The organism is Gorillibacterium timonense (assembly GCF_001457415.1).
Taxonomy (GTDB): domain Bacteria; phylum Bacillota; class Bacilli; order Paenibacillales; family NBRC-103111; genus Gorillibacterium; species Gorillibacterium timonense.
This window is the reverse complement of record NZ_LN881723.1, coordinates 535,312-548,343: the sequence shown is the minus strand read 5'-3', so window position 1 is coordinate 548,343 and position 13,032 is coordinate 535,312. Positions and strand designations below refer to the sequence as shown.

The window sequence follows — 13,032 nt, the reverse complement described above, 5'->3', positions numbered from 1 at the left end:
TTACAGCTCCGATTGGCGCAGCCGGACGGTTTCTTCCGGGACCATGAACGTTTCCGCATAGTGCTTGCGGGCTTCGATACCTCGGACTCGCGCTAGATGCTTGTAATACTCCAGGTAGGGAAAAGATTTGCTGCCGGTGACGAACCAGTGAGTGGAGACCGCCTTCACCCACAAGTCATACGCCTCCTGGGAAAAGTCCACATAGACATAGGGGCGATAATCGACGGCGTCTTCCCAATTTTCCGCATAATACAGCTTCCCGGCAAAAGCGGCAGGGAGCTCACGCTCGAACGAGGAAAGTCCGGCAAAGAAGCGGGCGTCGTTCACTATGCGATGGGTGGTCATGTGGTCCTTGTGCATGCTGTTCTTGAAATGGGTGATGAGAATGTTCGGCCGGACGCGGCGGATGACATCGCACACCTGGAGACGTACGGCCATGTCGTCGGGAAGCTCTCCATCCGCATAGTCGAATACGACGGCTTCTCCGCCCAGCATTTCGGCGAAGGCCTGAGCTTCACGCACTTTTTGCGCCCGATAGTCTGCCATATCCTGACCGGCGGGTACTCCGCGTTCCCCGGCGGTCAGCGCCAAGGTCACGATGCGGTCCCCCTTCAGAGAGTGGCTGGCCAAAACGCCTCCCGCCGTTAGTTCCATATCCCCTACATGACCGCCGATAGCCAAAATGGTCTGTCTCTCACTCATTTGGGTTCAGCTCCCTTCGCATAATGGCAAACTGCCGGACTGTACGGAACCCGGCCTTTTCGTATATTCGCAGAGCCGGATTCTGGCTGCCTGTAAACAGAGACATATAGTTGGCTCCGATCTGTTGAAAGGCTTCACACAGCTTATGGAAGAGCAAGGTACCGAGACCGCGGCCTTCATGCTCGGGATCAACTCCGATTCCGGTAAAATAACCCCGCCCATTCGGCTCGCGAATGACCGGTCCGGCAAATCCAGCTGCCTGGCCATTCTGCGCCGCGACCAGGAATGGGATTCCTTCGGCGGCACAGCGGGAGATTTCGCTCTCCCAGGCGGCATTGCCGAGCTTGGTGAGCATTTCCTCCAGCTGCGAGTGCCGCTTCGGATCGTAGAGCTCTACGGTGTAGCCGGCTTCCGCTACTTGCTCTTCTTTCTTCAAGATGTCATCGGACATTCGAAAGTCGGCGAGCGGCAAATGCATGCCGCATTCCCGAGCTCGCTCAGCGTATCCTCTGCTTAACAGGAAAGAGTGGAGAGCGCTGCCCGCCGGAACACCGGGAGCGTTGTTGTGCTCATGACCGGACGTGTCCGGGATGTACCATGGCAGGCGCATCGGGTTGAAGAAGAGGACATCGGCTTGTTTCTTGCCGAGTATACGGAAGCGAGCTTCGATGTCATCGAGCAGAGTGGCATAATGCTCGTCGGTTCGGATTTCCTCGTCCAGTACGATGCAGGTGAGATACCCGGCAATTGCTCCGAGCGGAAGATCGTCGCCCGTGCACCCGCAGGCGAAGCCTCGCACGGTTTCGGTACCGGGCAGGGAATTCCCTGCGGATTCTGAATCGGAATTGGATTTCGATTTAGAATTGGATTCGGACTGGCATTTTGAGTCCGAGTCCGAGTCGGATTCGGCAAGGATGAAGGTACAGGCGGGATCAAAGTAGGTGTTCTGGCGGAAGATCCGGTTGAAGCTGTCCTCCGTCAATTCCTTATAGCCTTCCCGGATAGCGGTCCGGTTCCACAAGTCAATCACGCCGCTTTGGTAGCAGTCATTCCAGGGTAGAAGCTGCAATTCCCATCGCCTCCAAACATCGATTGTCTATCGTTGCGGCTAACTTTCATTTCGACTTACTCGAAAGTAGAATAGTTCTACGATGGGGCTTACCCGTATTCTGGCTTACTCGAAAGTAGAAAAGTTCTACGTTGCGGCTTACCCGTATTCTGGCTTACATGAAAGTAGAAAAGTTCTACATTGAGGCTTCCCTGTATTCTGGCTAACTCGAAAGCAGAGCAGGGTGGGACAATATTCGCCTTATTTCATTGAAAATGTTGCACAAAATGCATCATTCCGAGCACAACGAGGTAGTTTTTATGTGAAATGTTGCACAAAATGCATGATTTCGTTGAGAAATCCATATCGGATCTTTAAAATCATGCATTTTTTACAACATTGTGGGCTAGTTACTGAGAATGGAGAGAAAAATTGTGCATAAAATGCAACATTCTCTTGTGAGCGAGTTTGAACTGCTAGCCCAACGCTTATGAGATGAATTTCAACTGCTGGCAATTTGAAAATTCATAACCACAAGCTGCCAATAATCGATGATAGATCAGGGAAGGGATATCTTGCCCAACACAGCGAGTCGGGAGGCTCCGGTCACACTTGGGAGATTGCCGGGAAGCCCCGCCATCGTGCAGTCGGCGAGGAGGGCGAAGGCGATCGCTTCTTTCGCATCGCTGTTTCCGCCGATCTCCTCCTGGGTGATGACGGGAACGGGAGCGCCCTTCGCGGCCATCTCCTCTCGCAGAGCCGCCATCAGAACGGGATTGTAGCTGCCGCCGCCGCCCGCAATCAGGCAATCCGCGGGATGACGCTCCTGCACGAAGCGTCTGTAAGCATCCGCAATGGACCAGGCTGTGAGTCGGGTAACCGTCGCAATCAGATCTTCATCGGATAGGGCCAGCTCCCGCTGCCAAGCAAGCAATTGGTCCACATAAGCGGAGCCGAAGCGTTCTCTCCCCGTCGATTTGGGTGGGGAGAGGCGGTAGTACTCATCCTGCTGAAGCCGGTTCAGGAGCTCGGCGTGAACGCGCCCCTTCGCAGCGAAGCGACCGCCATCGTCCATCGTCATCGTGCCTGCGGATATTCGGCTCATCAAGCCGTCAATCAGCATGTTGCCGGGTCCCGTATCGAAGGCGTAGACTTCATCCGGCCCAGCGTCAGCAGGGATGACGGTGATGTTGCCGATCCCGCCGATGTTTTGCAGGAGCAGCGTCCGATCCGTTTCTCGGTAGAGGAGATACTCCGTGAACGGGACGAGCGGCGCCCCCTGGCCGCCAACTGCCATATCCGCAGGACGGAAGTCGCTGACACAGGGGATTCCGGTCCGCGCGGCAATGACGGAGCCTTCTCCAATCTGAACGGTGAACCCGCTTTCCGGCGCGTGGTAGATCGTTTGGCCGTGAGAGCCGATGAAGGCGACGTTCTCCGGAGCGAGATTCGCTTTGCGGATGACCGCAAATGCCCCATCGGCGTACAACTCGCCGAGTCGGACATTCATCAAGCCGACTCGGTCAATGGTCGCCTTCGCCGGATCGAAGAGCTCAAAGATTACCTTTCTCACATCCGGCGGGAATGGTTGGTTGTCAAAAGCAAGAAGCCGGACGGCGAGTTCCCCGCTGCCCGGCTTCCCGCTGATCTCTACGGCGGCGGCGTCGATGCCGTCTACGGAAGTGCCGGACATCAAGCCGACGGCATACCGTATATTCTTGCCGGTCATGTTTTCCGATCCGGCCATTGCAAACACTCCTTTCAATGCCCTTCGTCAAACGTTATACCGACGAGGGGACGAACACGTTGTCAACGTAAACGAAGGTATTAGCACCTGTTTTTTTTACCGATCAACGCCGTATGGTACTTACGTGACCGAGGTTAACAACAGACAAGAACTCTAGCCACATCAAATCTAAGGAGTGAATTTCTGCTAGAAGCCGAGTCCCGACTTGACTCGAACTCGATTCCTAATGACTGAATCTCTGCTAGAACCCGAGTCCCGATCTTGGCTCTCGAACTCGACTCCCGACTCTGAAACGTTACGCTTACCCTTTAACCGCTCCAACCGTGACGCCTTCGAGGAAGTAGCGCTGCAGGCTGAAGAACAGGATAAACATCGGAACGGCCGAGATCGTTGCGCCTGCCATCATTGGCGAGAAGTACGTCGTGTTGGCGAAACGGAAGTTTTTCAGACCGACCTGGATCGTTTGCATCTCCATCGTGTTCGTGACGAGCAGCGGCCAGAAGAAGGTGTTCCAGCTGTCCATGAAGGTCAAGATGGCGATGACGGCCATCACGGTCTTGGACAGAGGAAGGATGATGCGCCAGAAGATCTGGAATTGGCTGCAGCCCTCGACCTTGGCCGATTCGATGATTTCGTTCGGGATGCCGCTCATGAACTGCTTGGCCAGGAAGATATTGTACACCGTGACCAGGCTCGGCAAAATGAGCGCCCGGTACGTGTTCTCGATCTCGAAGAGGTTGACGATCAGAATGTAGAGCGGCACCTGCGTCACCTGATACGGGATCATCATGGCGATGAGCAGGGTCGAGAAGAGGACGGACTTGCCGCGAAAGCGTACTTTAGCAAAAGCATACCCAGCCATCGTAGCAAAGATGACATTGGATACCGTGATGCTGCTCGCCACGATCAGCGAGTTGAGTATCCAGCGGTACGAATACTTGCTGTACTCAAAGAAAAATTGGAACGATGCCAGGGTGAATTTACCGGGCCACAGGGAGTAGCTGACCGCACCGGCTTCAACCGGATCTCCGAAGGAAGAGATCACCATGAAGTAGATCGGGAAGAGGGTCGCTAATGCAAACAGCAGAAGGAGAACGACCAAGACGGTGTTGCGAGCTGTTCGGGCCTTGCGGTTGCCGATGTGATTGCTGTAGAGAGCCATGTCCGGTGTCTCCTTCCTAATAGTCGATTTCTTTGCCCAGGAACTTGAACTGGAACAAGGAGATGAGTGCGATGATGAGAGCAAGGATCAAGGATTGGGCCGAAGCCTTGCCGAATTCGAAATACTTGAACGCATTGTCGAAGATGAGCAGCCCGACCATGGTCGTCGCGTGATTCGGTCCGCCGCCTGTCATGAGGTAGGCGTTCTGGAAAACCTGGAACGAGCCGATGACGGCCGTCACCAGGAGAAACAGGGTGGTCGGTTTAAGAAAAGGCAGGACGATATGCCAAATTTTCTGAAGAAAGCTGGCGCCGTCAAGATCGGCGGCTTCATAATAGCTGTTGTCAATTCCGATCAAGGCAGCCAGGTAGATGATGATGCTAGCGCCGTGGCTGGACAGCCAAGACATGATGACGAGCGAGAGCATGGAGGTTGCGCTTGAACCGAGCCAGTTCTGGTTGTGGATGCCGAACCAGCCGATAAACTGGTTGAAGATCCCCGTCGGCATCGGATCGTAGATCCAGAGCCACACCACGGAGAGCGCGACACCAGAGGCGACGACCGGGAGGTAATAAATTCCTTTGAAGATATTTTGCACCCGTTTGCGCAGCGGCAGGATCATGATGGCGATGGAAAAGGAAAGAAACAGCGCCACTGGAACGGTCAGAAGGGTATAAATTACGGTGTTGCGGATCGATTTCCAGAACAATGCGCTTTTGAAGGTGGCCACGTAATTGTCTAAGCCCACATAGGTGGAACCAAGCGGCTTGTATTCTTGGAAGCTGACAATCAAGGCTTTGACAACGGGATAGGCGGTAAAGACTGCGTAGACAACAAGAGCGACCGCGATAAACGCATACCCGGAAAAATTCTCGGTGTGCCGCTTGCGTAATTTAGCAGGCCGGACAGGCTGGGCCATAAACAGAACTCCCTTCATTGCTTCCCGCTTAGATAGACCGAATAGCCGCATGTGAAAGCATACGGCTATTCGGGTTTAGAGAACGGGATTACTCTTTGACGACCCCATCTTCGCCGAAGGCTTCGATGGCTGCGGACTTCACTTCTGCGAACATGTCTTCCGGTTTGATTTCGCCGGCGAGGAGTGCTTGCAGCTTCGGTATGATGACTTCATTCTCCAGCTTGATCGCTTTCGCGCCGAGCTCGACCGGGATATCCGGGCGGGCCGGAGCGGCATGGGACAGGAGAACCTTCACGGCTGCTTCATTGTCCGGATCGCGATCGATCGTGATGCTCTTGGCTGCTTCTGTTCCCGTTTTCGTGATGTTGGCGACGAACAGCTCGCTGTTGGTTTCAGCGGCAACCTTGCCGCTCGCCAGGAAGTAGGCGGCTTTGACGACGTTTGCCTTGTGCTCGGCGGTCGGCTCTTTCTTACCGCGGAAGGTCACGTATCCGTCAACGACCGTGGAAGCGACAGCCGGTTTGCCGAGGAAGCTCGGAACCGGGAGAACGACATAGTCGACTTTGATGCTGTCTTTTACGGCACTGCCGTCGTTTGCATCGATCTTGGCGTTGTTCTTCTTGGCCGAGTTTTCGAAGGTGGCGAGGCCTTTACCGGTGATCATCGTCTGACCGGTGAGGAACATATTCCAGCGTTTGCCGGCATCGACGGAGCTCAGCTCCTTCGGCATCGAGCCGTCATCGATCAGTTGGCGGACGTCCTTCAGTACTTCAAGGTAGTTGTTGCTCGTATACGCATATTTCAGATCCGTCGTGAACGGGGAAGGCATACCGGCGTTCTTGACGAGAATGTTCAGATAATCCTTGGAAGCGACGCCTGCAGTGGCGAAGACGAAGCCGTAGCGCTTGGTGGTGTCGCCGTCCTTGACGACGCCTTTCTTGATAGCTTCGCGGAATTCATCGTAGGTCCAGCCGTTCTTTTGGACGTTTTTCCAATCGATGCCGGCTTCCTCCAGGAACTGCTTGTTGCCTCCGATAGCGTGAGCTTCCATATAAGCGGGGAAGCCGTAGAGCCCGGTTCCATTCTTCATGTATTCCAGGGGAGCTGCATTAAAGTCGCTCACCATGTCGGGCGTTGCCGTGTCGGTGATGTCCATGAGCATCCCTTGCTGTACGTATTTCGAGATGCCGTCAGAGCCGATGAAGGCGATGTCAGGCGGGCTGCCGGCATTCACTTGGGTATCCAGCTTCTGGGTCATGTCTTCCCAGCTGGCCGGTTCGATCTTCAAGGTAAGATTCGGATAAAGGGCGTTGAAGTCTTTGGCAATCTGGTCAAATTTGTCTTGATAGGTTGCCGATACGGGAGGAAGCAGGGCCGTGATCGTGTCTTTTTCGCCGGAAGCGGCGGGTGCTGCGGTACCGGCTGCACTGGATGAGGATGGAGAAGCGGAGCTCTCCGAATTGCTTTTGGAACAGGCGGCGAGCGGCGTAAGCGTTAAGGTTGCGGCCAATAGAATAGAGATTGATTTGCCTTTGTTTCTCATTCCATACTTCCTCCTTCAAGTTCGCGAGTTTTATTGGGTGTTTCATGACTCCCCGGTTTTCTACACTCGACTTGCGGTTTAGCGGCTCGTTTCCTTGAACAGACGAATCGCTTTCTTCAAACTCCCTTTCGTTTCCCCGAGCAGAGCTTCGCCGGTGCTTGCGTCCACTCCGGTTTCAATCATCAGGATGGCGAGCTTGCAGCTGTCGGCTGCCCGCGTGAGGGCGGCCTGGGCGGTTTCGGGGTCCGTTCCGGTTGCGGAAGTAATGATGCGGATCGAGCGGTCACGAAGCTTTTCATTGCTTGCGCGAAGGTCGACCATCAGGTTGTTGTACGTTTTACCCAGCTTGACCATTGTGCTGGTGGTGAGCATGTTGAGCACCAGCTTCTGAGCCGATCCGGCCTTGAGACGAGTGGAGCCCATGATGACCTCCGGTCCGACGACCGGCGCGATGCAAACCTCACAAACCGCTTCCAACTTGGAGTTCTTGTTGTTGACGACTCCGATAGTCGCCGCTCCAAGCTCTCCGGCTCTCTTCAAGGCGGCGATGACAAAGGCTGCACTGCCGCTGGCGGATATGCCGATGACCGCGTCCTTCGAAGTCACTCCACACCGGTCGATGAGAGCAATCCCCTCCTCCGCTTTATCTTCGAAGCCTTCTACCGCCACTCGAAGCGCCGTATCCCCGCCCGCGATATGTCCTTGGACGAGCTCGGGATCCACTCCGAAGGTGGGAGGACATTCGGAAGCGTCCAATACACCGATGCGACCGGAAGAACCGGCGCCGATGTAATACATCCTTCCACCGTCCGATAGACGGCAGTGGAGAATGTCGACCGCTTTGGCGATCTGCGGAATCTCTTCCGCAACTGCAGCTGGAACTTTGGCATCCTCTTGATTGAGAAGCTGCAGCATCTGCTCCGTTGTGCATTCGTCGATCGTTTGGGTGGCCGGATTGATCTTCTCCGTTGTTAAGCCCGCGAGATATTCGTTCATGCACATTCTCCTACCTGGTTTGATAAGGATGTCGGCTACGTGTCAAGTTACCTGTCATCATCCTCTTGGGACTAATCATAGAGGTCTAAACTCGATTCGTCAATGACTTTTTGAAATAAAATTTCACTATAAAAAATTATATTGCAATAATATTTTGATCATGCCTGTAAAAGAGGCACCATTTTCCATGAAAACGGTGCCTGCATGCGAGGTGCAAACGCTTACGAAAAGAAAGAACAAAGCTTATCGAACAGGAGCTATTCCGATAAGCAGTTGATTCAATCTAGGGTTTATTCGATTGGGCAAGAGAACAAAAGATGGCAGGTTATTTCCTCTGCTTGGCAGCTAGAATGTTGTGTGTCTTCAGCAAGTACTTCTTGATCGTGGCATATTCCGCGCTGGCGACTCCGGCGAACAGCATATCGATGACGGTAAGCATGGCGATTCGCGACCCCATTGCGCCGCTGCGAATCGTGACTTCTGGAGAGGAGATGGCGAGTAGGATATGCGCTTTGTCGGCAAGATCGCTTTTGTTGATTTTGGTGAGGGCGATGGTGGTTGCGCCGTTCTTGCGGGCAATATCGAGTGCATCGAGAATTTCGACCGTTTCTCCTGAATTGGACACGAAGAAGGCGACATCGCCTTTTCCGAGAAGGGTGGCAGCCGTCAGCTGGCTGTGGCCGTCGGTATAGGCGTGGCACATCTTATTGATACGGGAAAACTTCTGCTCGCCGTCTTGGCAGACGAGGCCGGACGCTCCGACTCCAAAGAAGACGATGCGGTTGGTTTCACGCAGAACCTTCACCGCTTTGGCGATTTCACTCCGGTCGATGATGCTGAGTGTGTCTTCTATGGATTTCGCATTATTGAGCGAGACGTTGGTGACGATCACGTCGAGCTCGTCGCCGGGCTGAATATCGGAATATTGATCCTTCTGCTCGTCATCCAGGGAACCCAAGGAAGCGGAGATGTTGACGATGAAGCTGCGGTATCCGCTGTACCCCATCGTCTTGCAAAAGCGCAGGACAGACGCGTCGCTCGTCCGGCTGAACTGGGCCAGGCTTTTGATGGAGAGGTGAGGGATCTCCTCGGGATTGGCTAGAATATATTCCGCCACCATCCGTTCGACCGGGGTCAGGCTGTCTTTCATGTCGCGTATTTTGAGCAGGAGATTGTTTTGAATAGCCATGGTCGGTACCTTCTCAATCTGTTAGGATAAAAGCGGAGGGTCATGGAAATTTGTTCCGGACGATTGTTCGGTATGGATGACGAGACGGATGTCCAACGAATGTCGGTGGAAGGGATATGTGCCAGCTGAAGAAGAGGGAAACCGCGCTTGTCGCAGCTGCGCATCGGTTAAGTAAAATATACTAACGGGCCCGATATTTGTAAATGAAATCCTAGTAACATCGATAGAATTCGACAGGTCTCTCTGAAAAAGGGCGATAGAAAGTGAAATATTATTTCGAATTAAATATATCATAATGAAATAATATTTCCAATCTATATTGTTGTGGTATACACCCCATGCTATAATAGCGGCATTGAACTATCATGTCATATATTCTAACGGGAGGTTTCCATGAACAGCAAGCTGAAAATCGCGATTATCGGATCAGGTAGCACATATACACCCGAACTCATTGAGGGCATGATCAAGCGCAAGGACTCGCTTCCGATCACAGAGCTTGTGCTAATGGACATCGACGAGAGGAAGCTGACCATCGTCGGAAGCCTGTGTCAGAGAATGATAGAAGCGGCAGGGATGCCTTGTCGAGTGACGCTTACCCAAGAGCTGGATGAAGCGCTGACGGATGCGAGTTTTGTCCTGGCGCAGATCCGCGTCGGCAAGCTTCCGGCTCGTGTCAAGGATGAGAAGATCCCGCTCAAATATGGCTTGATCGGGCAGGAAACCTGCGGGATCGGGGGCTTCTTCAAGGCGATGCGCACCATTCCCGTCATGCTGGAGATCGCAGCTCGAATGAAGCAGCTTTGCCCGGATGCTTGGCTGATTAACTTTTCCAATCCTTCCGGTATCTTGACCGAGGCTATGCTCAATCATTCAGACATCAAGATGCTTGGACTCTGCAACGTACCTTACAACATGTACAAGAGCATCCGTTCGTCGCTTGAGCTTCCGAACGCGGAGTTGACGTATGTGGGCCTCAACCATTTGAGCTGGATCACGGCGATCGAGCAGGACGGCAAGGATTACCTGAAGACGGCGCTTGAGATGGGGCTGAACAGCGAAACGATGAAGAACATCCCCTCCAGCGGGTTCAGCCAGGAGCTGATCCGCATGGTAGGCGCGATCCCTTCCTCTTATCTGGAATATTATTATTTCAAGGAAAAGAAGCTGAAGCTGTTGATGGAAAGCGAGCAGACGCGCGGCGAGAAGTGCATGGATATCGAGGAAGAGCTGCTGAAGATCTACGAGGATTCCGCGCTGCATACGAAGCCCGAGCTGCTGTCCTCTCGTGGAGGCGCCAACTATTCGGAGGTGGCGATCAGCCTGGTTGATTCCATCTATAACGATAAGCAGGAGGTTCATGTGGTGAATCTGCTGAACCAGGGCGCTTTGGAATTCATGGAGGATACGGACGCGGTGGAAGTGAGCGCCGTCATCGGCAAGGACGGTGCGAAGCCCGTGCCCGTGCGCGGTTTCCATAATGATCATATCATCGACTACATGCGCATGGTGAAAGCGTATGAACGGGAGACCGTGGCAGCGGCGGTCAGCGGCAGCGAGGATGCTGCCATGCGCGCGCTTCTGATGAATCCGCTGGTAGGCGACTACAATACGGCACATGCCTGCTTCCAGGAAATGAAGGAAGCGCATCGCGAGTTCCTGCCGCAGTTTAAGTGAGAGGCGAGCGGCAAGATGCATCGGCAGGAGGTTCGCTCATGGCGAGGAAGTATGTAATTGGCGTAGACGGTGGAAACAGCAAGACAGATTATTTTTTGTTTGATCGGGACGGCGGGTACGTCGATCATTGGCATACGGGAACGTGCAGTCACGAGCAGTTCACGGACGGCTTCGCGGGTGCGAGCCGCGAGATGACGGCCAAACTGAACGGAATTATGAAGCGAAACGGATTGTCCATCGCCGATGTGGAAGCTGCTGCTTTCGGGCTAGCAGGCGCTGATCTCCCCTCGCAAAAGGAACGGCTCGGCCAAATCGTCGAGCAGATTGGCATTCGCCGATATGCGCTGGACAATGACTCCTTCCTCGGTATTAAAGCCGGCTGCGAGAGCGGTGTCGGGGTCTGCTCCATCAACGGCTCCGGAACCGTAACCGGAGGAATCTCGCCGAGTGGCAGACGGCTGCAGGTCGGCGGAGTCGGCGAGCTCTCGGGTGACGAGGCGGGCGGCTTCTACCTCGGCCGCCGTGTTCTGCGAGCCGTCTATGATGCCTGGTTCCGGATGGGGCCGAAGACGGAGATGACCGAACCGGTCATGCGCCTTCTCGGCATCCCTTCCCCGGAGCGGTATCTGGAATTTGCTGCGGAGCGGACCTATAGCCGCACGCTGCCCAATACGGAGCTGATGCGGATTCTCTTCGGCGCCGCAGACCGCGGCGACGAAGCTGCTGCCGCGATCATCGGACACACGGCGAAGCAGCTGGCTCAGTCCACGGCGGGCTGCATCAACGGACTCGACTTCGGGGATGAAGTCGATGTCATCCTTGCAGGCTCGGTATGGCTGAAGGCCGAGAGCCCGCTGCTGTTTGACCGCTACCGCGAGGAAGTGGCGAAGCTGATCGACCGCGATTGCCGCTATCGCCAGCTTGAGGTTCCGCCGGCTACCGGCGGCGTGCTCTGGGCGCTCGAGCTTGCATGGGGTCGCCCGGTGGACAGTGCCACGCGGACCCAGGTGATCGCGAGCGTGAAGGAACAGCTGGCAAAGCGGTAGATTCGCATGAAAGAGTATGGAGAAAAGGGGCTGATCCTCAGCAGGTTTTCGACTGCATGGGGATCAGCCCCTGCTTATGGATTGGATGAAAGATCGAGATGAATCAAGCAATCGAGTGTAGAAGGTTTCTTACGGCGGCCACAGCAGCTATTTCATTGATTGATAGAGTTGTGAAATTCCAACGGAGATACACGCAGCTAATGGGGGGCAATCGTCGATATCCACTTCGAAGTTAGTCAAATAGCTGCACCCATTTCCGTTACATATAGAAAGGTGCCTTTTTGAGCTGATTAGCAGCGGCTGCTTCCGTTATAATTGAATCGGGAGAGAGTGGATCGATGAAGTTCGCTAAGATCAAATTCTGTACTGATCTCATCGATCTCCAGCTCCACACCCGCTTTCATTTCCACGTGCAGTTTCGTTTCTTTCACGTGTGCCCCTTAATAGTTACTGAGGCCGTCCCAATGGATATTATTGGGATAGCTTCTTTTTTATACTGTCGGAGTTTGACCTACGCCGGTGCTCTTCCGTATGCCGGTATGGACCCGAATCTTCACACAGACCTGCTACCTTAACCCAATCGTGGAACTTGGTTAATGCGACGGTAGGAATTTCAACAGGGAAAAAGTGTTACAGCCTAGCATGCACGCAATGCCGATGGCCTGCCGGAGTCCCTTCAGATAAACCGATCTTTGCGCGGGGTCGGTCAACTCGAAGGTGCGAGTGACCTTTCCAGACACATACAACGCTTCCTTTTCGCGGATCGCTTGGATAACTCGCGGGTATTTTTTCCACCAATCGGCGAACTCAAAGGCTCCGTAGCCCAATGGCTCGATTTCCTTCCATCCGTTCAGATCATTTCCTCGGAAATAAACAGTATCCATAAGGACGGAATAATTCAAGGCATTCTTATCTCACTGCCTATCCATCCGTCTCTCATTAATCCGAATGCTCTTAATTGTAGGGGATAGGATAGGTATGCAAATCGGCATCATATGTGAAG

The 13,032-nt window shown here is 53.9% G+C and carries 12 protein-coding genes; 2 read left to right on the top strand and 10 right to left on the bottom strand.

All coding sequences use genetic code 11. The annotated features are described in order from the left end of the window. The 8 genes from BN2684_RS10210 to BN2684_RS10175 form a co-directional block, all read right to left on the bottom strand. Positions 1–702 carry a PIG-L deacetylase family protein gene (locus tag BN2684_RS10210; protein WP_058302065.1) on the bottom strand — a complete coding sequence of 234 codons (702 nt, stop codon included), beginning with the start codon at positions 700–702 and terminating at the stop codon, positions 1–3. After that, positions 695–1,771 (bottom strand): GNAT family N-acetyltransferase, encoded by a 1,077-nt coding sequence (locus tag BN2684_RS10205; protein ID WP_058302064.1) that lies wholly within the window; start codon positions 1,769–1,771, stop codon positions 695–697. Before BN2684_RS10205 ends, BN2684_RS10210 begins: the two co-directional genes overlap by 8 nt. 538 nt (positions 1,772–2,309) lie before the next feature. Beyond that, positions 2,310–3,497 carry an anhydro-N-acetylmuramic acid kinase gene (locus BN2684_RS10200; RefSeq protein WP_058302063.1) on the bottom strand — a complete coding sequence of 396 codons (1,188 nt, stop codon included), beginning with the start codon at positions 3,495–3,497 and terminating at the stop codon, positions 2,310–2,312. A 301-nt stretch (positions 3,498–3,798) separates the two neighbouring features. Continuing rightward, a complete protein-coding gene (locus tag BN2684_RS10195; protein WP_058302062.1) occupies positions 3,799–4,659 on the bottom strand; it encodes a carbohydrate ABC transporter permease in 861 nt (286 codons plus the stop codon). 16 nt (positions 4,660–4,675) lie between these two features. Then, positions 4,676–5,578, bottom strand: a complete 903-nt coding sequence (locus BN2684_RS10190) for a carbohydrate ABC transporter permease (protein WP_058302061.1) — start codon at positions 5,576–5,578, stop codon at positions 4,676–4,678. A gap of 88 nt (positions 5,579–5,666) precedes the next feature. Next, the gene (locus tag BN2684_RS10185) at positions 5,667–7,121 is read right to left on the bottom strand and encodes an ABC transporter substrate-binding protein (RefSeq protein WP_058302060.1); all 1,455 of its coding nucleotides are present in this window, start codon (positions 7,119–7,121) and stop codon (positions 5,667–5,669) included. 78 nt (positions 7,122–7,199) lie between these two features. Further along, positions 7,200–8,117 (bottom strand): N-acetylmuramic acid 6-phosphate etherase, encoded by a 918-nt coding sequence (gene murQ / locus BN2684_RS10180; RefSeq protein WP_058302059.1) that lies wholly within the window; start codon positions 8,115–8,117, stop codon positions 7,200–7,202. 325 nt (positions 8,118–8,442) lie between these two features. Continuing rightward, positions 8,443–9,306, bottom strand: coding sequence for a MurR/RpiR family transcriptional regulator (locus tag BN2684_RS10175; protein ID WP_058302058.1), 864 nt, complete (start codon positions 9,304–9,306; stop codon positions 8,443–8,445). Positions 9,307–9,699: 393 nt separating this feature from the next. On the opposite strand from BN2684_RS10175, the gene BN2684_RS10170 reads away from it, so the two are divergent. Both BN2684_RS10170 and BN2684_RS10165 read left to right on the top strand, forming a co-directional pair. Then, complete coding sequence (locus BN2684_RS10170; protein WP_058302057.1) at positions 9,700–10,983, top strand: 6-phospho-beta-glucosidase; 1,284 nt, start codon at positions 9,700–9,702, stop codon at positions 10,981–10,983. 38 nt (positions 10,984–11,021) lie between these two features. Continuing rightward, positions 11,022–12,029 carry an N-acetylglucosamine kinase gene (locus BN2684_RS10165; RefSeq protein ID WP_058302056.1) on the top strand — a complete coding sequence of 336 codons (1,008 nt, stop codon included), beginning with the start codon at positions 11,022–11,024 and terminating at the stop codon, positions 12,027–12,029. 290 nt (positions 12,030–12,319) lie between these two features. On the opposite strand, the gene BN2684_RS24490 is transcribed toward BN2684_RS10165, so the two are convergent. Together BN2684_RS24490 and BN2684_RS10155 are read right to left on the bottom strand one after the other, a co-directional pair. After that, positions 12,320–12,460 carry a hypothetical protein gene (locus BN2684_RS24490; protein ID WP_159065780.1) on the bottom strand — a complete coding sequence of 47 codons (141 nt, stop codon included), beginning with the start codon at positions 12,458–12,460 and terminating at the stop codon, positions 12,320–12,322. 162 nt (positions 12,461–12,622) lie between these two features. Beyond that, a complete protein-coding gene (locus BN2684_RS10155; protein WP_058302054.1) occupies positions 12,623–12,931 on the bottom strand; it encodes a hypothetical protein in 309 nt (102 codons plus the stop codon). Positions 12,932–13,032: the final 101 nt, after the last annotated feature.

Excerpts from the sequence above, each read along its gene's own strand:
- BN2684_RS10210 (WP_058302065.1), bottom strand. The coding sequence starts at position 702 with ATGAGTGAGAGACAGACCATTTTGGCTATCGGCGGTCATGTAGGGGAT.
- BN2684_RS10200 (WP_058302063.1), bottom strand. The coding sequence starts at position 3,497 with ATGGCCGGATCGGAAAACATGACCGGCAAGAATATACGGTATGCCGTC.
- BN2684_RS10195 (WP_058302062.1), bottom strand. The coding sequence starts at position 4,659 with ATGGCTCTCTACAGCAATCACATCGGCAACCGCAAGGCCCGAACAGCT.
- BN2684_RS10190 (WP_058302061.1), bottom strand. The coding sequence starts at position 5,578 with ATGGCCCAGCCTGTCCGGCCTGCTAAATTACGCAAGCGGCACACCGAG.
- BN2684_RS10185 (WP_058302060.1), bottom strand. The coding sequence starts at position 7,121 with ATGAGAAACAAAGGCAAATCAATCTCTATTCTATTGGCCGCAACCTTA.
- murQ (WP_058302059.1), bottom strand. The coding sequence starts at position 8,117 with ATGAACGAATATCTCGCGGGCTTAACAACGGAGAAGATCAATCCGGCC.
- BN2684_RS10175 (WP_058302058.1), bottom strand. The coding sequence starts at position 9,306 with ATGGCTATTCAAAACAATCTCCTGCTCAAAATACGCGACATGAAAGAC.
- BN2684_RS10170 (WP_058302057.1), top strand. The coding sequence starts at position 9,700 with ATGAACAGCAAGCTGAAAATCGCGATTATCGGATCAGGTAGCACATAT.
- BN2684_RS10165 (WP_058302056.1), top strand. The coding sequence starts at position 11,022 with ATGGCGAGGAAGTATGTAATTGGCGTAGACGGTGGAAACAGCAAGACA.